General features: G+C 66.1%; 20 protein-coding genes. 7 read left to right on the plus strand and 13 right to left on the minus strand.

The window, feature by feature from the left end; genetic code table 11:
• Positions 1 to 237: 237 nt before the first annotated feature.
• The 3 genes from E5673_RS17975 to E5673_RS17985 all read left to right on the plus strand — a co-directional run bounded on the left by E5673_RS17975 (position 238) and on the right by E5673_RS17985 (position 2,354).
• Positions 238 to 1,611 (plus strand): MATE family efflux transporter, encoded by a 1,374-nt coding sequence (locus tag E5673_RS17975; RefSeq protein WP_136191052.1) that lies wholly within the window; start codon positions 238 to 240, stop codon positions 1,609 to 1,611.
• 85 nt (positions 1,612 to 1,696) lie between these two features.
• Positions 1,697 to 1,918, plus strand: coding sequence for a hypothetical protein (locus E5673_RS17980; RefSeq protein ID WP_136191053.1), 222 nt, complete (start codon positions 1,697 to 1,699; stop codon positions 1,916 to 1,918).
• Between the two features lie 37 nt (positions 1,919 to 1,955).
• Positions 1,956 to 2,354, plus strand: a complete 399-nt coding sequence (locus E5673_RS17985) for an MAPEG family protein (protein WP_136191054.1) — start codon at positions 1,956 to 1,958, stop codon at positions 2,352 to 2,354.
• Between the two features lie 3 nt (positions 2,355 to 2,357).
• On the opposite strand, the gene mmsB is transcribed toward E5673_RS17985, so the two are convergent.
• The 6 genes from mmsB to E5673_RS18015 all read right to left on the minus strand — a co-directional run bounded on the left by mmsB (position 2,358) and on the right by E5673_RS18015 (position 8,489).
• Positions 2,358 to 3,233 carry a 3-hydroxyisobutyrate dehydrogenase gene (gene mmsB, locus E5673_RS17990; protein WP_136191055.1) on the minus strand — a complete coding sequence of 292 codons (876 nt, stop codon included), beginning with the start codon at positions 3,231 to 3,233 and terminating at the stop codon, positions 2,358 to 2,360.
• Positions 3,234 to 3,365: 132 nt separating this feature from the next.
• A complete protein-coding gene (locus tag E5673_RS17995; RefSeq protein WP_136191056.1) occupies positions 3,366 to 4,142 on the minus strand; it encodes an enoyl-CoA hydratase in 777 nt (258 codons plus the stop codon).
• 103 nt (positions 4,143 to 4,245) lie between these two features.
• Positions 4,246 to 5,289, minus strand: a complete 1,044-nt coding sequence (locus tag E5673_RS18000) for an enoyl-CoA hydratase/isomerase family protein (RefSeq protein WP_136191057.1) — start codon at positions 5,287 to 5,289, stop codon at positions 4,246 to 4,248.
• Between the two features lie 115 nt (positions 5,290 to 5,404).
• Positions 5,405 to 6,550 (minus strand): acyl-CoA dehydrogenase family protein, encoded by a 1,146-nt coding sequence (locus E5673_RS18005; protein WP_136191058.1) that lies wholly within the window; start codon positions 6,548 to 6,550, stop codon positions 5,405 to 5,407.
• Entirely contained in the window at positions 6,547 to 6,957 is a 411-nt protein-coding gene (locus tag E5673_RS18010; protein WP_247599464.1) for a VOC family protein, read from the minus strand. Before E5673_RS18010 ends, E5673_RS18005 begins: the two co-directional genes overlap by 4 nt.
• 5 nt (positions 6,958 to 6,962) lie before the next feature.
• The gene (locus E5673_RS18015; RefSeq protein ID WP_136191059.1) at positions 6,963 to 8,489 is read right to left on the minus strand and encodes a CoA-acylating methylmalonate-semialdehyde dehydrogenase; all 1,527 of its coding nucleotides are present in this window, start codon (positions 8,487 to 8,489) and stop codon (positions 6,963 to 6,965) included.
• 107 nt (positions 8,490 to 8,596) lie between these two features.
• On the opposite strand from E5673_RS18015, the gene E5673_RS18020 reads away from it, so the two are divergent.
• Together E5673_RS18020 and E5673_RS18025 are read left to right on the plus strand one after the other, a co-directional pair.
• The gene (locus E5673_RS18020) at positions 8,597 to 9,514 is read left to right on the plus strand and encodes a LysR family transcriptional regulator (RefSeq protein ID WP_136191060.1); all 918 of its coding nucleotides are present in this window, start codon (positions 8,597 to 8,599) and stop codon (positions 9,512 to 9,514) included.
• Between the two features lie 77 nt (positions 9,515 to 9,591).
• Complete coding sequence (locus E5673_RS18025) at positions 9,592 to 9,960, plus strand: hypothetical protein (RefSeq protein WP_235519029.1); 369 nt, start codon at positions 9,592 to 9,594, stop codon at positions 9,958 to 9,960.
• 162 nt (positions 9,961 to 10,122) lie between these two features.
• Here E5673_RS18025 and E5673_RS18030 read toward each other — a convergent pair whose 3' ends face one another.
• From E5673_RS18030 to E5673_RS18045, 4 genes are all read right to left on the minus strand, one after another.
• Entirely contained in the window at positions 10,123 to 11,205 is a 1,083-nt protein-coding gene (locus E5673_RS18030) for an acyl-CoA dehydrogenase (RefSeq protein WP_136191061.1), read from the minus strand.
• Between the two features lie 4 nt (positions 11,206 to 11,209).
• Positions 11,210 to 12,406: an acyl-CoA dehydrogenase family protein gene (locus E5673_RS18035; RefSeq protein WP_136191612.1), complete on the minus strand. Its 1,197-nt coding sequence runs from the start codon at positions 12,404 to 12,406 to the stop codon at positions 11,210 to 11,212.
• A 267-nt stretch (positions 12,407 to 12,673) separates the two neighbouring features.
• On the minus strand, positions 12,674 to 14,212 hold the full coding sequence (locus E5673_RS18040; protein WP_247599465.1) for an alginate export family protein: 1,539 nt from the start codon (positions 14,210 to 14,212) through the stop codon (positions 12,674 to 12,676).
• Positions 14,213 to 14,263: 51 nt separating this feature from the next.
• Positions 14,264 to 15,610: a dicarboxylate/amino acid:cation symporter gene (locus tag E5673_RS18045; RefSeq protein ID WP_136191062.1), complete on the minus strand. Its 1,347-nt coding sequence runs from the start codon at positions 15,608 to 15,610 to the stop codon at positions 14,264 to 14,266.
• A 204-nt stretch (positions 15,611 to 15,814) separates the two neighbouring features.
• Here E5673_RS18045 and E5673_RS18050 point away from each other — a divergent pair, with 204 nt between their 5' ends.
• Together E5673_RS18050 and E5673_RS18055 are read left to right on the plus strand one after the other, a co-directional pair.
• Positions 15,815 to 17,599, plus strand: a complete 1,785-nt coding sequence (locus E5673_RS18050) for an ATP-binding protein (RefSeq protein WP_210731771.1) — start codon at positions 15,815 to 15,817, stop codon at positions 17,597 to 17,599.
• On the plus strand, positions 17,596 to 18,933 hold the full coding sequence (locus E5673_RS18055; protein WP_136191063.1) for a sigma-54 dependent transcriptional regulator: 1,338 nt from the start codon (positions 17,596 to 17,598) through the stop codon (positions 18,931 to 18,933). The genes E5673_RS18050 and E5673_RS18055 overlap by 4 nt, the downstream gene beginning before the upstream one ends.
• A 93-nt stretch (positions 18,934 to 19,026) precedes the next feature.
• On the opposite strand, the gene E5673_RS18060 is transcribed toward E5673_RS18055, so the two are convergent.
• From E5673_RS18060 to E5673_RS18070, 3 genes are read right to left on the minus strand one after another with little or no spacing between them, the layout of a single operon-like run.
• Positions 19,027 to 20,085, minus strand: a complete 1,059-nt coding sequence (locus E5673_RS18060; RefSeq protein WP_136191064.1) for an AbrB family transcriptional regulator — start codon at positions 20,083 to 20,085, stop codon at positions 19,027 to 19,029.
• Positions 20,082 to 20,744, minus strand: a complete 663-nt coding sequence (locus tag E5673_RS18065; RefSeq protein ID WP_136191065.1) for a hypothetical protein — start codon at positions 20,742 to 20,744, stop codon at positions 20,082 to 20,084. Before E5673_RS18065 ends, E5673_RS18060 begins: the two co-directional genes overlap by 4 nt.
• The gene (locus E5673_RS18070; RefSeq protein ID WP_136191066.1) at positions 20,741 to 22,039 is read right to left on the minus strand and encodes an Hsp70 family protein; all 1,299 of its coding nucleotides are present in this window, start codon (positions 22,037 to 22,039) and stop codon (positions 20,741 to 20,743) included. Before E5673_RS18070 ends, E5673_RS18065 begins: the two co-directional genes overlap by 4 nt.
• Positions 22,040 to 22,190: the final 151 nt, after the last annotated feature.

Below are 22,190 nucleotides of genomic sequence, written 5' to 3' on the forward strand. Positions count from 1 at the left end.
GGATGACGGAGTGGTTGGGAAGCGTTAGGCAATTCGACTCGTGCCGTTCGCACCGAATTCGTGCCCTATCGATCCTCCCCCGCCAGGGGGAGGTGGCAGGCACTCGCCTGACGGGGGGGGCGGCATGGATGACATCCGTTGCGTTTCCTCCCCCTCCGTCGTCTCGGACGCCCCCGCTCCCGGGGGAGGATCGACGGGAGCAATCGACAAGCCCCCCAACCAAGCTAAAGCCAGCGCATGACGTCCACCCCGCCCCGCCCCTGGCGTACCGAGTTCGCCGCCACGCTGAAACTCGCTTGGCCATTGGTCGCGACCAACCTGGCCCAGGCGCTGGTCGGCGCGACCGACGTCGCGATGCTCGGGCGGCTCGGGTCGGACACGCTGGCGGCGGCAACGCTCGGCCTCAACCTCTACCTCGTCTTCCTGATCTTCGGCATGGGCCTCACCACCGCCGCCGTCCCGATGATCGCACGCGAGCGCGGCGCGCGGCCGCACGCGGTGCGGGATATCCGGCGGACCGTGCGCCAGACGATTTGGGTCGCCGCAACGCTCTGCCTGCCCTCGTGGATCGTGTTGTGGAACGCCGAGCCGATCCTCGTCCACCTGCTCGACCAGGATCCGCTGCTCGCGCACGAGGCGGCGCGGTTCGTGCGCGCGGTGATGTGGGGGATGCTGCCGAGCCTCTGCTTCCTCGTGCTCCGCGCATTCGTTGCAGCACTTGAGAAACCCGCTTGGTCGCTGGTGGTGATGGTCGGGCTGCTGATCGTCAACGCCGGGCTCAACTGGCTGCTGATCTTCGGCCACGCCGGCCTCCCCGCGCTCGGCTTGCTCGGTTCGGGGATGGCGAGCAGCATCGCCAACGGCCTGAGCTTCGTCGCGATGGCGGCGGTCATCGTCTACGCCAAGCCGTTCCGCCGCTACCGCCTGCTCGGCCGGTTCTGGCGCGCCGACTGGCCACGATACCGTGCGGTGTGGACGCTGGGCCTGCCGATCGCGATCACGCTCGGGTTCGAATCCACCGTGTTCATCGCGGCGGTGTTCCTGATGGGGCTGCTCGGCACCGTACCGCTGGCAGCGCATGCAATCGCGATCCAGATCGCCAGCGTCACCTTCATGGTCCCACTCGGCATCGCGCAGGCGGCGACGATCCGCGTCGGCCTGGCGTCGGGGCGTGGCGACCGGGCCGGCATAGGGCGCGCTGGTTGGGCGGCGTTCGCGATCGGCGAGAGCTTCATGGTGCTGACCGCCGCGCTGCTGATCCTCGCCCCACAGTTGCTGATTGGGATCATCCTCGACGTCGATGCGCCTGCGAACGCACCTGTGGTGGCGCTCGCGATCTCGCTGCTCGCGGTGGCTGCGATATTCCAGGTGGTCGACGGCGCGCAGGTAATCGGCGCGGGCATGTTGCGCGGATTGGGGGATACCACGGTGCCGATGATCTTCGCTGCGATCGGCTATTGGGGGATCGGCATCGGGGTCGGCGCATGGCTCGCCTTTGCCCGCGGCTGGGGCGGCGTCGGTATCTGGACCGGGCTGGCGACCGGATTGGCGGTGGTGTCGGTGCTGATGATGGCCCGGTGGCAGGCGCGCGAGCAGCTCGGCCTTGGTTGACGCTCCGCTGGGCGTGTTTTCGCGATAGGCCGGTACCGTTAACGCGTAGAGCGCGTTAACTTATATTGCACCACGGGAGCCTAACATGTCCGACCCAGACCGTATCGTCGCGATCGGACTTCTCACGCAACGCGACGTGTTTGCGTTGGGTCACGATCTGTCGCGCGTCTATCCGATCGACGATGCCCCCTGCTTCGGCGCATTGCTCGGCGCGATCGACGACGCCGACCGCGCGTTTCACCGCGAACACGATGCCCGCCAATCGCTTGCGGATCAGCAGATCAAGGTTGCAACACAAGCACGCTAGCAGCGTTCGAGACCCGCTGCCCTAGCGGAGATTGATCATGACGCATTTACCGACGGAATTGCTGCTGCTGGGCTGGTCGACAGTCCTGCTGTTCGCGTACGTCATGATCCAGGGCCAGACCGCGACGCGCGACCGCGGGCTCGACTGGAACGCGGGCCCCCGCGACGGCGAGCAGAAGCCGCTTGGCGAAATGGCCGGCCGCGCCGAACGTGCGCTCAAGAATTTCCAGGAAACCTACCCGGTCTTCGTCGCGCTCGCGCTCGGGCTGGCGGTCACCGATCGCACCGGCGGACTGGGTGCGATCGGCGCCTGGCTCTGGTTCGGTGCGCGGATCGCCTACATCCCGCTCTATCTGTTCGGCATCAAATATGTCCGCAGCCTGTGTTGGACGGTGTCGATCCTCGGCCTGCTGCTGATGCTGATCCGCTTCCTCTAAGACCTAACCGCGCAGCGTGCGGATGATCGCCGAGAAGTCGAGCCCGCCCTGCCCGGCCTCGGCAAACGCCTCGTAACGCTCGGCAGCCTTCGCACCCATCGGCGTATCCGCGCCGGTGTCCTTCGCCGCCGCCATCGCAAGCCGCAAGTCCTTGAGCATCAGCGCCGCCGCAAAGCCGCCCTGATAGTCATGATCGGCCGGCGTATCGGGACCGATGCCGGGGAGCGGCGCGTACGTCGTCATCGACCAGCTCTGCCCCGACGCCACGCTCGCTATGTCGTAAAACGCCTGCGCATCGAGCCCGAGCTTCTCCGCCAGCACGAACGCCTCGCAGGTCGCGATCATCGTCGCGCCGAGGATCATGTTGTTGCAGATCTTCGCCGCCTGTCCCGCACCGTTCGCGCCGGCGTGGATGACCGCCTTGCCCATGTCGGCAAGGATCGCCTGCGCCCGGTCGAACGCCTCCGCCGAGCCACCGACCATGAAGGTGAGCGTCCCCGCATTCGCCGCGCCGATCCCGCCCGAGACGGGCGCGTCAACCGCGACGAGTCCCTTGGCCTGCGCGGCGGCGACGACCTGCTTGGCGGTGGCGACGTCGATCGTCGAGCAGTCGATCAGAATCGCGGAGGGCGATGCGACGGCGAACAGCGCGTCATAGACCTCCGCGACATGCTTGCCGGCGGGGAGCATCGTCACGATTGCCTCGGCACCGTTCGCGGCTTCGGCAGCCGATGCAACCGGCAGGCAGCCCGCGGCCTTCGCCTTGTCCAGCGCGTCGACGCTCAGATCGAACGCGCGAACGTCGTGGCCCTTCTTGGCGAGGTTCGCCGCCATCCCGCCGCCCATGTTGCCGAGCCCGATGAAACCGATCCGTGCCATGTTCTCTCTCCTAATCTTGCTCCCCTCCCGTTCACGGGAGGGGCTGGGGGGGGGCAGTGCCGCACACGTTGCGTCGGCAATCGAGGCACGCCCCTCCCCTGACCCCTCCCGCAAGCGGGAGGGGAATCCGGTTCATTTCCCCGTCCAGGTCCCGGCGCGCTTCTCGACGAACGCGGCCATGCCCTCGCTCTGGTCCTCAGTCCCGAACAGCCCGTGGAACAGCCGCCGTTCGAACTGCACGCCCATCGCGAGCCCCGTCTCGAACGCCGCGTCGACCATTTCCTTGTTCGCCAGCACCGCCAGCGGCGCCATCGCCGCGATCGTGGCCGCCGTCTTTACCGCTTCCTCGACCAGATCCGCGGCGGGGATGATCCGCGAGACGAGGCCTGAGCGCTCCGCTTCCTCGGCATCCATCATCCGCCCGGTCAGGCACATCTCCATCGCCTTGGCCTTGCCGACCGCGCGCGTAAGCCGCTGCGATCCACCCATGCCCGGCGACACGGCGAGCTTGATCTCGGGCTGGCCGAACTTGGCGGTATCCGCCGCGAGGATGAAGTCGCACATCATCGCCAGCTCGCACCCGCCGCCAAGCGCATAGCCTGCCACCGCCGCGATGATCGGCTTGCGCGTCCGCGTGAAATGCTCCCAGCCGGCAAAGAAGTTGCTCGCGTACATCTCCGCGAAGCCCTGCGACTGCATCTCCTTGATGTCCGCCCCCGCCGCGAACGCCTTGGCCGACCCGGTCAGCACCGCGCAGCCCTGCGACGCATCCGCATCGAACGCGGCGAACGCGGCGATCAGGTCGGCCAGCACCTGCGAATTGAGCGCATTCAGCGCCTGCGGCCGGTTCAACGTGACGAGCGTGACGCCGCCACGCTGTTCGACCAGTATCGTTTCATATTCGGCCATGTCGTTCTCCAATTACTACGTCATCCTGGACTCGATCCAGGACCCAGAGCCACACATGTGGGCATCTGTAACCCTGGATCCTGACTTTCGTCAGGATGACGAGTCAGCCCGGCGTCCACGCCTCATGCTCCGGCAACGGCGCGAAGATCTGGTCAATCACATGATCGGTCACATCCTCGGGCGTCGCCGGATCCCAGCGCGGCGCATTGTCCTTGTCGACGATCACCGCCCGCACGCCTTCGATGAAATCATGCCGCTGCACGACCTGCGCGCCGACCGCATATTCCTGCCGCATCTCGTCCGCGAAACTCGCCATCGCCGCGCCTTCATGGAGCAACCGGAGCGACACCTTCATCGTCTGCGGCGACTTGGTCTTCAACGTCGCGAGCGTCTGCGCGGCCCATTCCCCGCCATCGGCTTCGAGCGCAGCGTAGATGTCCTCCAGCACGTCGGAGGCGAACAGCCGATCGATGTCGTCCTTCCACGCGAGAATCTTCGCGTCGGGCGCCGGCACCGCCAAACCGTCGAGCACGCCCGCAATATTCTGCGGCGTCTCCGCGATCCCCGCCTTGGCCGTATCGAGAGTATCGCCCGCGAGAAAATGCGTCGCCAACCCTAGCGCGAGACACTCCGCGCCATCGAGCCGGTGCCCGGTCAGCGCGAGATACTGCCCGATCCGCCCCGGCAACCGCGACAGATACCAGCCGCCGCCGACATCCGGGAACAGCCCGATCCCCGTCTCCGGCATCGCGAACTTGGTGTTCTCAGTCGCCACTCGAAACCGGCACGGCAGTGCAAGGCCGACGCCGCCACCCATCGTGATCCCGTCCATGAACGCGACGATCGGCTTGGCATAGGTGAACAGCCGGTGGTTCATCCGGTACTCGGCATGAAAGAACGCCCGCGCCTCGACGCCATCGGTCGCGCCGGAAGCGGCAAGCATGCGGATATCCCCGCCAGCACAGAACCCACGCCCTTCGGCATGATCCACCACGATCGCCTCGACCGCCGCATCGCCACGCCACGCCTCCAGCGCCTCGAGCACGCCTTCGCACATCGCCAGAGTCAACGCGTGCAATGCCTTCGGTCGGTTCAACCGGATACGGCCGACAGGCCCTTCACTCTCGACGATCAGATCATCGGTCACGCTTTCACCTCCAAAGCACCATCTCCGCGCCTCCGCGTCTCCGCGTGCAAAAATTCTTGATTCACGCGGAGACGCGGAGCCGCGGAGCAGAAGGAATTAGCAAAGCTGCGCGGACTCACTGCCGCGTCAGTTCGCGACCGACGATCATCCGCATGACCTGGTTCGTCCCCTCAAGGATCGAATGCACGCGCAGGTCGCGCCAGAAGCGCTCGATCGGATAGTCCTGCAGATACCCGTAGCCGCCATGCAGCTGCAACGCACGGTCGACCACCGACGAGCCGGTATCCGTCGCCAGCCGCTTCGCCATAGCCGCGAACTTGGTCTTGTCGGACGCGTTCGCCGTCACCTTCGCCGCCGCCATATACAGCAGCGCACGCGCCGCCTCCAGTTCGGTCGCCATGTCGGCCAGCATGAACTGCGTGTTCTGGAAATCGGCGATAGCCTTCCCGAACTGTTTCCGGTCCTTGGTATAGGCGATCGCCTCATCGAGACACCGCTGCGCCCCACCGAGCGAACACGCACCGATGTTCAGCCGCCCGCCGTCGAGCCCCATCATCGCGATCCGAAAGCCCTCGCCCTCCCCGCCGACCATGTTCGCCCCCGGCACGCGGACGCCATCGAAGATTACCTGCCGCGTCGGCTGAGAATGCCAGCCAAGCTTCTTCTCGTTCGCCCCGAACGACACGCCCGGCATGTCCTTCTCGATCACCAGACACGAGATGCCCTTCGGCCCGTCCTCACCGGTGCGGACCATCGTCACATACACCTCGTTCTCGCCCGCACCCGAGATGAACTGCTTCGAGCCCGTCACGATCCAGTCGTCACCGTCGCGCACCGCGCGCGTCTTCAACGCCGCCGCATCGGAGCCCGAACCCGGTTCAGTCAGGCAATAGCTTGCAAGCCGGTCCATCGTCACCAGGTCGGGAAGATACTTGTCCTTCACCCCCTGCGACCCGAACCGATCGATCATCCACGCCGCCATGTTATGAATGCTGATGAACGCCGACGTCGAGGGACATCCATACGACATCGCCTCCATGATCAGCGCCGCTTCGAGCCGCCCGAGCGCGATCCCACCGCTCTCCTCGCTGACATAAATCGCCGCGAAGCCGAGTTCCGCCGCCGCCTTGATCGTCTCACGCGGGAAGATGTGCTTCTCATCCCACTCGGCCGCATGCGGCGTGATCCGGTCGGCGGTAAAGCGGCGCGCCAGGTCCTGGATTTCGCGCTGGTCGTCGGTGAGGTCGAACTGGTTGGTCACGAGGAAGCTCCATTGGCTTTTGCGTCTGCGGTCAATCCGACCAGATCCCATTGGTTGCCGTAGAGGTCGGCGAACACGACGACCCATCCATAGGGCTCGTCGCGCGGCGCCTCGACGAAATCAACGCCGTTGGCTTTCAGCGCCGCGTAAGATGCCCAGAAATCGTCGGTGTTCAGGAAATAGGAAACACGCCCGCCACCGGCCTTGCCGACCGCCGCGATCTGCTCATCGCCAACCGCCTTGGCGAGCAACAGCGCCGAACCACCACCTGGAACTGCGACACGCACCCAACGCTTGCCGCCGCCCAGATCGCTATCCTCGACCATCACGAAACCCAGCGTACCGACGAAATACGCAATCGCTTCGTCATAGTCGCGAACGACGAGGGCGACGGTTGCCAGGCGCACCCTAATCACCCCATCGTCGGAATAACGAACGCGTCGTTATTGCGCGCAGGCCCACCATCCTCGGCCATCGCCGGCAGTGCAGACCCGTCCGGCCAACGCTGCGTGATCGTCTTGACCTTGGTCCAGAACTTCACGCCCTCCATGCCGTGCTGGTTCGTGTCTCCGAACGCCGAGCGCTTCCAGCCGCCGAACGTATGGTACGCGACCGGCACCGGGATCGGCACGTTGATGCCCACCATCCCGACGTTCACCCGCGCCGCGAACTCGCGTGCAGCGTGGCCGTTGCGCGTGAAGATCGCGACGCCGTTGCCGTATTGATGCTCGCTCGGCAGCCGCACCGCCTCCTCGAAATCGGCGGCGCGGACGATCTGGAGCACCGGCCCGAAGATTTCCTCCTTGTACGCCGACATCTCCGTCGTCACGTGATCGAACAGCGAAGGCCCGATGAAGAAGCCCTTTTCATGCCCCTGCAACGCAAACCCGCGCCCATCGACCACCAGTTCCGCGCCCTCGTCGACGCCGGTCTGGATCCAGTTCTCGATCCGGGTGCGATGCGCCGCGTTCACCACCGGCCCGTAATGCGCGTCGTTGTCGGTCGACACGCCCACCCGCAAAGCCGCGATCGCCGGGATCAGCTTTTCGCGCAGCGCGATCGCGGTCTTCTCGCCGACCGGGACCACCACCGGCAGCGCCATGCAGCGCTCGCCGGCGCTCCCGAACGCCGCGCCCGACAGGTCGGCGACGACCTGGTCGAGGTCCGCGTCGGGCATGACGATGCCGTGGTTCTTCGCGCCGCCCATCGCCTGGACGCGCTTGCCCGCCTCGACGCCGCGACGGTACACGTAATGCGCGATGTCGGACGATCCGACGAAGCTAACCGCCGAGATCGCCGGATGATCGAGGATCGCGTCGACCATTTCCTTGTCGCCGTGGACGACCTGGAAGATGCCCTCGGGCAGCCCCGCCTCGACGAACAATTCACCGAGCCGCACCGGCACCGACGGATCGCGCTCACTGGGCTTGAGGATGAACGCATTACCCGTGGCGATCGCCACGCCCGACATCCACAGCGGGATCATGGCCGGGAAGTTGAACGGCGTGATGCCCGCACCGATGCCCAGCGGCTGGCGCATCGAATACACGTCGATCCCGGGCCCGGCGCCCTGCGTATATTCGCCCTTTAGGATGTGCGGAATGCCGCAGCAGAACTCGATAACCTCGAGCCCGCGCTGGATATCGCCCTTCGAATCCGCGATCACCTTGCCGTGCTCGGACGAGAGCAATCGCGCCAGTTCGTCCATGTTCGCCTCGACGAGCCGCTTGAACTCAAACATCACGCGCGCGCGACGCTGCGGGTTGGTCGCGGCCCAGCCCGGCTGCGCCTTCTGCGCCGCGGCAACGGCCGCATCCAGATCGGTCGCACCCGACAGCCGCACGCGCGCCTGCACGTCGCCCGAATTCGGGTCGAACACGTCACCGAAGCGCTCGGCCGTGCTGGCCGCACCGCTCACGAAATTCTCGATCGTCCGCATGGGCATCCTCTTCTAGTTGCGCGCATCGTCCGCCATAAGCGTTTCGCAGCCAAGTAGGGCTGTTTGCAGATACGCTCTGCAAATGTGCAGCATGGGGTGAGGCGTTCATGGATTGGGACGACGTCCGGTATTTCCTCGCTTTGGCGCGCACGCACAGGCTCGGGCCAGCCGCGAAACTGCTCGGGCAAGACGCGACGACGGTCTCGCGACGGCTGCAACGGCTCGAGCGGCGACTCCAGACGACGTTGTTCGAGCAGACCGTGGCGGGCTACGCGCTGACCGAGCGCGGCGCCGCATTGCTCCACCATGCCGAAACGATGGAGGCGTCCGCGCTCGGCATCCAGGAGGTGGTCGGCAATGACGCGGGCGTGCTCGCGGGGCCGATCCGGTTGAGCGTCTCGGAAGGGTTCGGCAGTCGCATCCTCGCCCCGCGGCTCGCGTCGTTCACCAACCAGCATCCGCGGATTGCGGTCGACCTGATCGCGTCGACCGGCTTCCTCAATCCCTCACGGCGAGAGGCGGATATCGCGGTGATGCTCGCGCGCCCGAAGAGCGGCCCGTTGGTCGCGCGAAAGCTGACGGACTATCACCTCGGCCTCTACGCGCATCCCGATCACCTCGCGCGTACAGGGCCGATCGCGACCACCGCGGACCTGATGCGGCACCGCCTGATCGGCTACGTGCCCGACATGATCTACGCGCCCGAGCTCCGCTATCTGGCGGAGATCGACGGCCGGCTCGATGCCTCCATCCGCAGCTCGAGCATCGTCGCGCAGGCCGAGCTGATCGCGGCGGGGGCGGGATGCGGAATACTCCCGTGCTTCATCGGCGACCAAATGCCGGGACTGGTGCGCGTGCTGCCTCAGGCAGTCGACATCCAGCGCTCGTTCTGGCTCGTCGTCCACCGCGACGTCCGCCGGATCGCGCGGATCGACCGGTTCATCGCCTGGCTGGACTCGACCATCGGCGAACTCAAGCCGCTGATGCTAGGCGTGTCGCCCCCGCCGATTGCCGCCCCCGAGTGAGGGCCGTATAGATCGATGTTGCATGGCAGCATCGCCGGGCCTGGAGCAGCGCGTTGATCCCCAAACTCTATCACCAGATGATCGACGCGATTGGCGACGGCACCGGCCTGCCGGATATCATCCTCCATATTCATGCAGGGATGGCGCTGTTGATGATCGCGCGGCTGATCACGCGGCGGTCGTTCGGGACGTTCATTCCATGGTGGGTGGTCGTCGCGGGCGAGGCGTTCAACGAGATCATGGACCGGCTGAACTTCGGGTCCTGGCGCTGGGAGGATACCTCGCTGGACATCATCAACACGCTGCTCTGGCCGACTGTGATCTGTGTCGGGGTGCGGTTGCGGCCGATGATTGCGCAGCGGGTCATGGTCAAGACGGGTGTGGTGGAGACCGGGCCGGATGCTGTTGTCCCGGTGGAAAGCGTTCCTGTCGAGCCTGAGCACTAATCTGCCCCCCTCCCTGGAAGGGAGGGGTTGGGGGTGGGTCGGTCGGTTGGCTGGCGTACCAAGTTACAAGCAGCCAACCCACCCCTAGCCCTCCCTTTCAGGGAGGGGTACGCGTTGTGGGCGGGCTGGCTTGGTCTATTCCAGACAGCCAATAGGCCCGGTTCAGCCGAGCGCGATGTAACGTTGGAGGTGATAATCCTCGTCGCCCAACTGGTGATCGATCATCACCAACCGCTTGGCGTAATGCGACACCGCATATTCCCACGTCATGCCGATCCCGCCATGAAGCTGGATCGTTTCCTCCGCGACCAGCGCCCCGGTCCGCCCGATCGTGTATTTCGCAGCCGCCAGCGCACGCGCGCGCGCCGTCGCATCGTCGCCGTCGAACGCCGACGCCGCATTGATCACCGCGGAATGGGCCTGCTCGATCTCGAGCAACACCGTCGCCATGCGGTGCTGGAGCGCCTGGAACTTGCCGATCGGCACGCCGAACTGTTTCCGGTCGCGGAGGTAGCCGAGCGTCGTTTCCTTGACGAACTCCATCGCGCCGACCGCTTCGGCGGACAGCGCGAGCAATCCCGCCCCGACCGCCGCATCGACGATCGCCTGCCCCTGCCCTTCGCCACCGACACGCGCATCGGCGCCAAGCGTCATGTTCTCGAACGTCACGTCCCCGGCTGCGCCACCTTCGACGACGTTGAAGCTGCGGACCGACACCCCGGCCGTATCCGCCGGCACGAGCAGCACGAGCGGGTCGCCATCCTGCTCGACCGTGACGACGAACACCGACGCCGCACCGGCCTGCGAAACGACAGCCTTCGTCCCGCTGAGCGTCCAGCCATCGCCGCTCTTCGTCGCGGTCACCGGCGTCGCGCCATCCTCATGCGCGAACGCGGCGATCGTTTCGCCCGACACAATTCCGGCGAGCGTTTCGTCATGCCCGCCAGCCTTCGCGAGCGCACGTCCCGCCATCAGTGCGCCGAGGAACGGCTCGACCACCAGCGCGCGGCCGAGTGCCTCGAACACCACCATGATGTCGAACCCGCTGCCGCCGAAGCCGCCCGCCGCCTCGTCGAACAGCGCGGATACGATGCCGAGTTCGGTCAATTGCTGCCAGACCGCCGGATCATACCCCGTCTCGCCATACGCGCCCGCATTGCGCGTCTCGATCGGATAGCCGTCGCGCAACGCCCGCACGAGCGTGTCGGCGAGCATGCGGCGGTCGTCGGTGTGTTCGAAGTTCATGGTATCACAGACCCAGGATGGCTTTGGAGATGATGTTCTTCTGGATCTCGTTCGACCCGCCGAAGATCGACAGTTTGCGGTTGTTGAAATAGCTCGGCGCCGCCATCGCCGCGTCCTCCGGGCCTACATCCTCGCCGTTCCACCCGGCCTCCAGAGCTTCGGGTATGTAAGGGGCCGCGTACGAACCGTAGGCACGACGCGTCAGCGAGGTGATCTCCTGGCGGATTTCGGTGCCCTTGATCTTGAGCATCGAACTCTCCGCACCGGGCGCACCGCCGCCCGCGACCGCCGCGAGCACGCGCAGGTTGGTCGTCTGCATGTTCGCCAGATCGATCTCGACCCGTGCCATCCGCGCCGCGAACAAGGGATCATCCGCCAGCGAGCGCCCGCCCTTCTTCTGCATCTGCGCGAATTCCTTCAGCCGCTCGAACGACGCGATCGAGAAGCCGACGCCGGCGATGTTGGTGCGCTCATAGGTCAGTAGGTATTTGGCGTAGGTCCAGCCCATATTCTCTTCGCCGACGAGGTTCGCCACCGGCACCTCGACATCGGTGAAGAACACCTCGTTCACCTCCTGCTCGCCGTCGATCAGCGTGATCGGGCGGACTTCGATGCCGGGCGACTTCATGTCGATCAGCAGGAACGAGATGCCTTCCTGCTTCTTGGCCGCTGGGTCGGTACGCACGAGGCAGAAGATCATGTCGGCATGCTGGCCGAGTGTCGTCCAGGTCTTCTGGCCGTTGACGACATAGACGTCGCCCTTCCGGACGGCAGTCGTCTTCAGGCCCGCGAGATCGGAGCCGGCGCCGGGCTCCGAATACCCCTGGCACCACCAGTCGGAGCCGTCGAGGATCCGCGGCAGCCACTGCTTCTTCTGCTCTTCCGAGCCGTATTTGATCAGCACCGGCCCGAGCATGTTGACGCCGAACGGCACCACGCGGGGGGCGTGCGCGAGCGCGGACTCATTGTCGAAGATGAACCGCTGGATCACGCTCCAACCGGGACCACCCCATTGCTCGGGCCAGTGGTTCGCCAGCCAGCCGCGTTCGTTGAGGATCGCGTGCCATTCCTCCATGTCCGATTTGCGCAGGCGCTTGCCCTCGCGGACCAGCGTCGAGAGCCGCGCGGGCAGTTTGTCGCGGAAGAAGCTGCGGACTTCCTCGCGGAACGCTTCTTCATCGGGCGTGAAGCTGAGATCCATGGTCATGTGACTCCTGATGTTGGAGCCTGTGTGCCACAGTCGATCGTGGAATTGAAGGACCGGTATGGCCTGGATAACCGAATTTGTCGTGCGGAGCGACGCAGGTTAATCCGCACGGTATCGAAGCCTATAAATCCTCCCCCGCCAGGGGAAGGTGGCACCGCAGGTGACGGAGGGGGCGGTCACGGAACCTACGTTGCCCTTACCTCCCCCTCCGACTGGCAAGCGCCAGCCACCTCCCCCTGGCGGGGGAGGATCAGTAAAGCGTCAGAACCGGTAGCTGATCCAGCCGGCGAGGAAGTCGGAGTTCTTGTATCCCGCATTCGTCAGCGCAGGCCCCGCGATCAGATGCTCGTAGCGCCCGGTGAACGATAGCCGCGAGGTGAACGGGTACACCGCCTGGAACCGCAGCGTATCGGCGATCTTCTTGCCCCCGAAATTCTGCGTGCCGGCAAACGCCGAGCCGTTCGCGCGGTACACCGCATCGCTCGTCGTATCGCGCCACGAGCGCTGATATTCCGCGGTCAGCCGCAACTTGTCGAACACGCTGAACGTCACGTTTGGCGCCAGCGCGACCAGGTTGGTCGGCGTCGCGAACAGCTGATAGCTGTAATAGATGTTGTTGCCGAACGGCGCCAACGAGTTGCGCAGCGTGCCCGTACCAAAAGCGCCACCGCCGCTTGCATAATCGGCGTGGAAGCCGACGCGCGGCGCGGACTTGCTCTCGCCGAGCTTGTAGGTCTGCGCCAACAGGATCAGCCACGCCTTGATCGAGCGGTTGTCGTACGAACCGCCTTGATAGTTGATTGTCCAGTCGAGATTGACCGGACCCGCGTCACCCCAGACTTGCAAACCGTAGAAATTGCGGACTTCGCGCGCATTGTCCGCACCCCATACCGCCCCGCGGTTGCGCAGGCGCCAGAGGAACGGATCGACGTACAACTTCGAGCCGCCGAACAGCGTCTCCGGCACGACGATGCCCGTCGAGATACCCGAGAAGCGCCGCGCGCTCTCCGCGTTGTCGTCCTGTGTCCCGCCATTGCCATACGCGGTCGGCTTGAAATCGAACACGTCGGCGCGAACGCCGGCGGTGCGTGCCCAGGCGCGGAAGCCGTTGAAGCCGAAGAACAACGTGTTGTTGTCGCGCGGCACGACCAGCAGGTTGGGACCGTCCGCAAACGTCTGGCGGCCATAGCGCACGCCGACGTCGACATCGGCGACCGTCCCGGTCAGGTCGACGAACGCCTGCTGCACGGCCAGCTTGTTGCGCAGATTCGGCAGCGCCGTCCCGAGATTCTGACCCTCCAACGTGCCGTGCGCGAGTTCGCCGTAGAAGCGAAGGTGCTGGCCGACATGCAGGTCGGCGCCACCGAACAGGCGGAGGATATCCTGCCGCTGTGCCTCGGCATCGCGCAGATTGGGGTTGGTCGTCTCGTTGACGCGGAACCGCGCCTCGCCCGACAGCGTCAGATAGACGTCGCCATCACCCGCGATCGAGATGAACTTCAGCTGGTCGACGATGTCCTTACGCTTCTTCGGATCGCGCAGCTTCGACCAGTCCTCCGCCCATCGCGACTGGTTGTAACCACCCGCCGTCACGCCGTCGCCGATCGCAGCATTGGGATAGCTCTCGGCGATCGGCGAGGCCTCGGCGGTGCTCGACACGTCCTTGGCACCCGCATTCGCCTGTCGCGAGGGCGGTGCTTCGGCCTGCGCCATCGCCACGCTCGAAAAGGCCAGGGTCGAAAGCGCGGACGCGGCAAAGCCGGCCGCATACGCCATGCGGCGGATCGTCATCGAGGTCATAAGCAAATATCCGGTACAGGACGCGGGACCGGCGAACCGGCCCCGTACGCGTCAGTGGGCGGTAGCAGCGGCGGGGATCGCCGCCGACACGAACTCGGGAAGCTTGCCCGACAGCGCAGCATCGAGCTTGTCGCGGTCGAGTGCACCTTCCCAGCGGGCGACGACGATCGTCGCGACCGCGTTGCCGATGAAGTTGGTGAGGCTGCGGCACTCGCTCATGAAGCGATCGACGCCGAGGATCAGCGCCATGCCGGCGATCGGCACGGTCGGCACGATCGACAGTGTCGCGGCCAAGGTGATGAAGCCCGCGCCGGTAACGCCCGCCGCACCCTTCGAAGAGATCATCGCGACGACCAGCAGAAGCAGTTCCTGGCCGAGCGTCAGATGCGTGTTGGTCGCCTGCGCGATGAACAAGGCCGCCAACGTCATGTAGATGTTGGTACCGTCGAGGTTGAACGAATAACCGGTCGGCACGACCAGCCCGACGACCGACTTCTCGCAGCCTGCCGCTTCCATCTTCTGGATCAGGTTCGGCAGCGCAGCTTCCGACGACGACGTACCGAGCACCAGCAGCAATTCGGCCTTCAGATACTTGATCAGCTTGAAGATCGAGAAGCCAGTCAGCCGCGCGACGGTGCCGAGGATGACGATCACGAACAGCGCAGCGGTCAGATAGAAGGTCGCGACCAGCGCGCCGAGATTGGCGAGGCTGCCGATCCCGTATTTGCCGATCGTGAACGCGATCGCACCGAACGCACCGAGCGGGGCTGCGCGCATCAGGATGCCAACCAGTTTGAAGACGATCAGGCTGAGGCGCTCGAGGAAGTTCAGCACCGGCTTGGCAGGCTCGCCGACCAGGCTCAGCGAGATGCCGAACAGGATCGCGACGAGCAGGATCTGGAGGATGTTGCCCTCGGTGAACGCGCTGACCATCGTGTCCGGGATGATGCTCATCAGGAACCCGGTGATCGTCGTCTCGTGCGCCTTCACGGTGTAGTCGGCGATGCCTTTGGTATCGAGCGTGGCGGCGTCGATGTTCATCCCCGCGCCCGGCTGGACGACGTTGGCCACGATAAGCCCGACGATCAGCGCCAGCGTCGAGAAGAACAGGAAGTAGGCGAACGCCTTGCCAGCGACGCGGCCGACCGAGCCGAGCTCCTTCATCCCGGCGATGCCGGTAACGAGCGTCAGGAAGATCACCGGTGCGATGATCATCTTCACCAGCTTGATGAACGCATCGCCGAGCGGCTTCAGCGCCGCGCCGTACGCCGGATAGAAATGCCCGAGCGCCGCGCCGAGCGCGATCGCGATCAGGACCTGGATATAGAGCTGGCCGCTCCAGCGCTTCCGTGCGGTCGTTTCCGCGACGCCATATGTCTGGGTGGGTAGGGTCAACATCGCCTCCTGGTATTCTCGTCCACTCACGCGGGACGTTGTGTGCGACGGTAATGCCGGGCCGAACCCAGGACTACAAGAGCGGCACCTTCAGCGCTTAGAACGTTGGTTTTTAGCCATTTATCAGCATACCCATTGTTCTGACGTGCGGAAATTGCCGCATTTCATCAATGGTGCGGGCGGTGCGTGTGTGATAATCCGCACAAAATGACGCGACTCCGATCTCCCCTTTTCGTCACGGCGTTGACGGTGCTGATGGCGTTCGCGGCGCTAGGCGTGATCGTCGCGGGAGTCGCCTCGATCTACGGCCAGCGCGCCGCCGAGGACGCGCGTGCGGGCGTGCGGATGCGCGCGGTCCAGCAGACGCGGAGCAACCTTCGCCTGCTCGAAGCCGAGCTGCAGACCTATCGCCTGCTGCCGATCATGCTCGGCGAATATCCCGATGTCCGCGCGGCGCTGGCCTCGGGCAAGGTCGACCCCGCGCTGAACACCAAGCTCGCAATGCTGGCGGAGCGGACCGGCGCCCCGGTGATCTACGCGCTCGATACGCAGGGCATGACGATCGCCGCCTCGAACGCCGAGCGCCCCGACAGCTTCCTCGGCCACGACTACCGCTTCCGCGACTATTTCACCAAGGCGATGGCGTCGGGCGCAACCGAGTTCTTCGCGCTCGGCAGCGTCAGCGGGCGGCCCGGCCTGTATCTCTCGCGACGGATCGACCGCGCCGGTCGACCGCTCGGCGTGGTCGTGGTCAAGGTCGAGTTCGAAAAGATCGCGCGCGCGTGGATCCAGGACCGGATGGCGACCTTCGTCACCGATCCCGACGGCGTCATCCTGATCTCCAGCGATCCGAAGCTCGAATTCCGCACCACCCGCTCGCTCTCGCCTTCGCGCCGCGCCGAGCTGGTCGAGACGCGCCAGTTCGGATCGTCGCCACTGGCCCCCGCCCCACTGACGCTCGCCGACGGGGTTTCACGGCTGCCCGACGGATCGCCTGCGATCACGGTGTCGCTGCCGGTACCGATCTCGGGCTGGCGGCTGGTGCATATGGAGCCGCTCGACGCTGCCCTGCGGACCGCCGCGGCACGCACGCGCTGGGCCACCGCAATCGTCGCAATGTTGACGATCGCCGCGATGCTCGGCGCGTGGTGGCTGTACGAGCGGCGCAAGCGCAACGTCGGCGCGCGGGCGGAACTGGAGGCGGAGGTCGCCCGCCGCACCGCCGAGCTCCGCGCCACCGCCGACCGCCTCCAGATCGAGGTCGAGCAGCGCGAGGCGTCCGACCAGCGGTTCCGCCAGGCACGCGAGGAACTCGCGCACGCCAACCGCGTCGGGTCGATCGGCACGATCACCGCCAGCGTCGCGCACGAGATCAACCAACCCGTCGCCGCGATCCGCACCTTCGCCGACAACGCCGCCGCCTTCCTCGACCGCGGCGAACCCGCGCGGGCCGCAACCAATCTCCAGTCGATCGTCGACCTCACAAGCCGGATCGGCACGATCACCGCTGGGCTCAGGCGCTATGCACGGCGTGGCGCAGGCTCGATCGGCCCCGTCGCGCTAGACGAGGCGATCGACGGTGTCCGCCTGCTGATCGGCGACCGCTTCCGCGCGAAGGGCGTGACGCTCGACCTGCCGAACGGTCCCGAGGCACGACTGACGGTGATCGCCGGTCGCGTTCGCCTTGAACAGGTGCTGGTCAACCTCCTCCAGAACGCGCTCGACGCGGTCGCCGACCGCCGCGATGCCCGCGTGAGTGTTACCGTCGGGCGCAAAGGCCGCGACGTCGTCCTGACCGTCGCCGACAACGGCCCCGGCATCGAGGCCGACATCGCCGACCACCTCTTCACCCCGTTCGCGACGAGCAAGAAGGACGGCCTCGGGCTCGGCCTTGGCATCGCACGCGACATCATGACCGAGTTCGGCGGCACGCTAGACCTCGTCCCCGCTCCAGAAGGCGCTATCTTCCGTATGATCCTGGTGAAGGCATGAGCGAGCAAGCGGTTCTGCTCGTCGACGACGACGACGTGTTGCGCGGTGCGCTCGAGCAATCGTTCGAACTCGCCGGCATCGCGGTGATCGCCGAGCGCGACCCGACCGTCGCGCTTGCCCGCGTGACCGCCGGGTTCGACGGTGCGGTGGTGTCCGACATCCGCATGCCGAAGATGGACGGCATCGAACTCTTCCGGCGGATCGCCGCGATCGACCACGAGATCCCGGTGCTGCTGATGACCGGCCACGGCGATGTCGCGATGGCGGTCGCCGCGCTGAAGAACGGCGCGTTCGACTTCATCCCGAAACCCTTCGCGACCGATCACCTGATTGCAGGCGCGCGCAGGGCACTGGAGATGCGCCGCTTAGTGCTCGACAACCGCCGGCTTCGCGCCGCGGCGGAGGAAACGATCGGCGCCGAACCGCTGATCGGCGAGACCCCGGTAATGGTCCGCCTCCGCGAGACGATGCGCCAGATCGCGCAGGCCGACATCGACGTGCTCGTCGAAGGCGAGACCGGCACCGGCAAGGAACTTGTCGCCGTCCTCCTCCACCGCTGGAGCAACCGCCGCTCCCGCCCGTTCGTCGCGGTCAACTGCGCCGCGCTGCCCGAGGCGGTCGCGGAGATCGAGCTGTTCGGCCACGACGGCGACTCCCGCCTCCCCCGCACCGGCCGGATCGAGGCCTCGAACCGCGGCACGCTGTTCCTCGACGAGATCGAGAGCACGCTCCCCGCGTTCCAGGCGAAACTGCTCCGCGTGCTGGAAGAGCGCGAGGTGATGCCGGTCGGTGGCGACCTCCCCCGCGCGCTAGACCTGCGCGTGATCGCCGCCGCCAAACCCGGCCTCGAACAGGCAGTCGAGGAAGGCCGCTTTCGTGCCGACCTCCTCTTCCGCCTCGACGCAGTACGCCTCCGCATCCCGCCGCTCCGAGAACGCCGCGACGACATACCCCTGCTGTTCGGGCACCTGCTCCACCAGGCGGCGGAGCGGTTCGGCCGCGAGGTCCCGACGATCGACACCGCGACGCTAGCGTATCTCGGCCAACACGATTGGCCCGGCAACGTTCGCGAACTCGACAATCTCGCGAAACGCCTCGTGCTCCGAGTTGAGGCGGAAGAGGCGGTCGACGAAGACAGCGACATCCCCCTCCCCGCCCGCGTCGACAAGTTCGAGGAAGCGACGATCCGCGCCGTGCTGCAACAGGTAAGTGGCGACGTCCGCTCGGCGCTGGCCGCGCTTGGCATCCCGCGAAAGACATTCTACGACAAGCTCAAGCGCCACGAGATCGACGTCGAGGCGTATCGCCCGAACAAATCTCCCCCGTCATCCTGACGAAAGTCAGGACCCAGAGCCACGACCGCTACCCCTGTAACCCTGGGTCCTGACTTTCGTCAGGATGACGGGGGTATATGAGGCCCCATCGCGCTAAGTCGGAATGACCGGCGGCGGCACACCCCCCTGCCGCGTGGCCACGAACTTCGCGAGCGGCGGCCCGATCAGCAGCACCCCCAGAAACCGCAAAACCTGAAGCGCCATTACGAACGGCACGTCCACCGGGCTCGACGCAGCGATGATCGCGACCGAATCCATCCCGCCCGGACTAGTCGCCAGATACGCGGTAACCGGATCGATCCCCCACCACCGCGTCAACGCCGCCGCGATCCCGCCGCAGAACGCGATCAACAACGCCACCGACAGCAGGATTCGCGGCATCGCCTTACCCGCCACCCGCAGCGTATCGCGCGTGAACGACAACCCGATCCGCCACCCGACCACCGCATAGCTGATCGCCAGCAGCCACTGCGGCAACACCGGCTGCGCAACGCCGGTAACGTTGAGCGCCGCCCCAGCCACCAGCGACCCGAGCAGCGCGCCGGCGGGAAGCTTTAGCACAACCCCGATGCCAGCCCCGACACCGGCAATCGCGATCGTCCGCAGCACGGCAACCGGATCGACCGACGCGAACCACGTACCCGCAACATGATGCCCGCTCCCGCCACCGACCATTACCGCCGCCAGTACCGACGCGACCACCGCCACGCTCACGACCCGCGTGTAGGTCATCACCGCGACCAGCCGCGAGTCCGCGCCATACGCCTGCGCCATCAACACCATCGCGCTCGCCGCACCCGGCGTCGATCCCCACACCGCGACGGTGCCCGGCAACACCTGCCACCGGCTCAGCAGGTATCCGAGCACGCTACTCGCCGCGAGCGTGACGAAATTGACCATCAGGAACACCGGCCAGTGATCCGCCACTGTCGCGACGATCCCCGTGGTGATCGACCCCGCAATCAAAGTCCCGACCGCCGCCTGCGCCCCGCGAAACGCCGAAGTCGGCACGCTCAGAGACCATCCCCGCACCGCCAGCACGACCGCGGCGACCATTGGCCCGAGCAGCAACCCCGCAGGCAGCCCGACCAGCTCCAGCAGCCCCGCGATCACCGCCGACAGCGCGATCAAGACGGCCCAGCGCCAGATCATGCCTTGGTAGCGAACCAGATCGTGTGCCGCGCGCCGCCCTTCCGCGTAGCCCGCGCGATAACCTCGTCGACCGCGAATCCCGCTTCGGCAAGGCGCGTGGCGAACGGCTTGCTCGGCGCTGACGACCACACGGCAAGCACCCCGCCCGGCCGCAAAGCCGCTCGCGCCAGAGACAATCCGCGCGCGCCGTAAAGCCGGTCGTTACCCGGCCGAGAAATTCCGTCCGGACCGTTGTCGACGTCGAGCAGGATCGCGTCCCAATCGCCCTCCGCGATCGCCGCAGCGACGTCGCCCTCGAAAATGCGCGTCCGCCGATCGGTCAGGCTATCGCCGTGCAGCGCCGCCATCGGTCCCCGCGCCCATTCGATCACCGCCGGTACGATCTCGGCAACCGCCACCTCCGCATCAGCACCAAGCCGTGCCAGCGCCGCGCGGAGGGTAAACCCCATCCCAAGCCCGCCGATCAGCATCCGAACACCCGGCCGCCCACCGATCCGTTCGCACGCCTGCTCCGCCAGCGCCTCTTCCGACCCGCTCAACCGGCTGTTCATCAACTCGTTCGCACCGAGCATGATCGAGAACTCGGCACCACGCTGGAGCAACCGAAGCTCACCCCCACCCGGCACCTGCGCCGTCCCGAGTAGAACCCGAGGAATCATGCCGACCAAGCCGCAATATCGTCCTGCTCGCCGATCAGCGCGAGCCCGTGCGCGATCGAGGTCAGCTCGCCGCCACTCATGATCGCCGCCTCGCCGAACCGCTCGACGAAGATCCGGCGGATGCGCGGGATCAGCGACGATCCGCCGGTCAGGAACACCCGATCGATCTCGCCGCCACCGACGTTGGCGACTTCCAGAGCCCGGTCGACCGCCGCCTCGATCCGCACGACGTCGTCGGCGATCCAGCCCTCGAACTGCGCCCGCGTCACGTCCGCCTCGATCTCCAGCCCCGCGCCCGCAAAGTGAAAATGCGCATCCTCGCCACTCGACAGCGCACGCTTCAAAGACCCGACCGCATCGTACAGCGGATAGCCGAGTTCGTTCTCGATCACCGCGATCATCCGCCCGATCGCGTCCGGGTCAACCGCGGTCTTCTGCAACCGCTCCAGCTCGGTCATCGTCTTGCGGTTGCGCATCAGCGCAAGCCTGGACCAGTCCGCGAAATCGGCGAAATACGCGCGTGGAATCTCCAGCTCCTTGCCGAACGACTTGTACGCGCCGCCCTTGCCCAGCATCGGCAGCACCAGCCGGTCGAGGATCCGGTAATCGAACCGATCCCCCGCGATCCCCACGCCCGCATGACCCAGTGGCGTACACCGCCGCGCCGCGCCCGGCTCGGCAACGCGCACGACCGAAAAGTCGCTCGTACCGCCACCGAAATCCGCCACCAGAATCGTCGCCGGCTCGGTCAGCCGCGTCGCGTAGCTATACGCCGCCCCGAGCGGTTCGTAGACGTAATGGATCTCCGCCCCAAAGCCCTTGAACATCGCGTCATAGCGCGTGCGGGCGAGCGCTTCGTCAGGCCGCGCGCCGGCATATTCGACCGGCCGCCCCACCACGATCCGGTGCGGCCGCGTGTCGAGCTTGCCGCCTGCGTGCGAAATCAGCTTTTCGAGAAACAGCTGGCCCATCTCCTCGAAGCGATAGCGCTTGTCGAACACCGATGCCTGTTCGAACGTCTTCATCGCCGCGACCGACTTGAACGACTGAATGAACCGGCTGTCGAGCGGATACTCCATATATTCGGCGATCGCCCACGGCCCCGCATCCGACGCGAGCCCCTTGCCGCTGTCGTCCTGCCAGAAACACAGCGCCGAGCGAAACACCGGACTCGTCTCGGCAGGGGCAGCGAACGTCACGAGTTCGGGCGTCCCGCCGTGCGTCCCCAGCGCCACGACGCTGTTGGTCGTGCCGAAATCCAGCCCCAAAGCGGGGCCGCCAGCGTCCGTCTGCATCGCGTCGTCCTTCAATGAACGCGCGCCTATGCCGACGCGGGGTGCGGGATGGCAACCCCGCGCGTGCTTCGGCGGACCAGTTGAGCGGCTTTGGTCGAGCTTAGACCTATGACTGGATGACCGCGCACAGCGGAAGCGCGTTAAGAGTCGG

The sequence above is a fragment of the Sphingomonas sp. PAMC26645 genome (assembly GCF_004795835.1).
Taxonomy (GTDB): Bacteria; Pseudomonadota; Alphaproteobacteria; order Sphingomonadales; family Sphingomonadaceae; genus Sphingomonas.

Coding starts and splice junctions, on each gene's coding strand:
- E5673_RS18070 (WP_136191066.1), bottom strand. CDS start 22,039: ATGCAGACGGACGCTGGCGGCCCCGCTTTGGGGCTGGATTTCGGCACG.
- E5673_RS17985 (WP_136191054.1), top strand. CDS start 1,956: ATGACGCATTTACCGACGGAATTGCTGCTGCTGGGCTGGTCGACAGTC.
- E5673_RS18060 (WP_136191064.1), bottom strand. CDS start 20,085: ATGATCTGGCGCTGGGCCGTCTTGATCGCGCTGTCGGCGGTGATCGCG.
- E5673_RS17975 (WP_136191052.1), top strand. CDS start 238: ATGACGTCCACCCCGCCCCGCCCCTGGCGTACCGAGTTCGCCGCCACG.
- E5673_RS17995 (WP_136191056.1), bottom strand. CDS start 4,142: ATGGCCGAATATGAAACGATACTGGTCGAACAGCGTGGCGGCGTCACG.
- E5673_RS18025 (WP_235519029.1), top strand. CDS start 9,592: ATGATCGACGCGATTGGCGACGGCACCGGCCTGCCGGATATCATCCTC.
- mmsB (WP_136191055.1), bottom strand. CDS start 3,233: ATGGCACGGATCGGTTTCATCGGGCTCGGCAACATGGGCGGCGGGATG.
- E5673_RS18040 (WP_247599465.1), bottom strand. CDS start 14,212: ATGACCTCGATGACGATCCGCCGCATGGCGTATGCGGCCGGCTTTGCC.
- E5673_RS18030 (WP_136191061.1), bottom strand. CDS start 11,205: ATGAACTTCGAACACACCGACGACCGCCGCATGCTCGCCGACACGCTC.
- E5673_RS18020 (WP_136191060.1), top strand. CDS start 8,597: ATGGATTGGGACGACGTCCGGTATTTCCTCGCTTTGGCGCGCACGCAC.
- E5673_RS18055 (WP_136191063.1), top strand. CDS start 17,596: ATGAGCGAGCAAGCGGTTCTGCTCGTCGACGACGACGACGTGTTGCGC.
- E5673_RS18065 (WP_136191065.1), bottom strand. CDS start 20,744: ATGATTCCTCGGGTTCTACTCGGGACGGCGCAGGTGCCGGGTGGGGGT.
- E5673_RS18045 (WP_136191062.1), bottom strand. CDS start 15,610: ATGTTGACCCTACCCACCCAGACATATGGCGTCGCGGAAACGACCGCA.
- E5673_RS17980 (WP_136191053.1), top strand. CDS start 1,697: ATGTCCGACCCAGACCGTATCGTCGCGATCGGACTTCTCACGCAACGC.
- E5673_RS18015 (WP_136191059.1), bottom strand. CDS start 8,489: ATGCGGACGATCGAGAATTTCGTGAGCGGTGCGGCCAGCACGGCCGAG.
- E5673_RS18035 (WP_136191612.1), bottom strand. CDS start 12,406: ATGGATCTCAGCTTCACGCCCGATGAAGAAGCGTTCCGCGAGGAAGTC.
- E5673_RS18050 (WP_210731771.1), top strand. CDS start 15,815: ATGACGCGACTCCGATCTCCCCTTTTCGTCACGGCGTTGACGGTGCTG.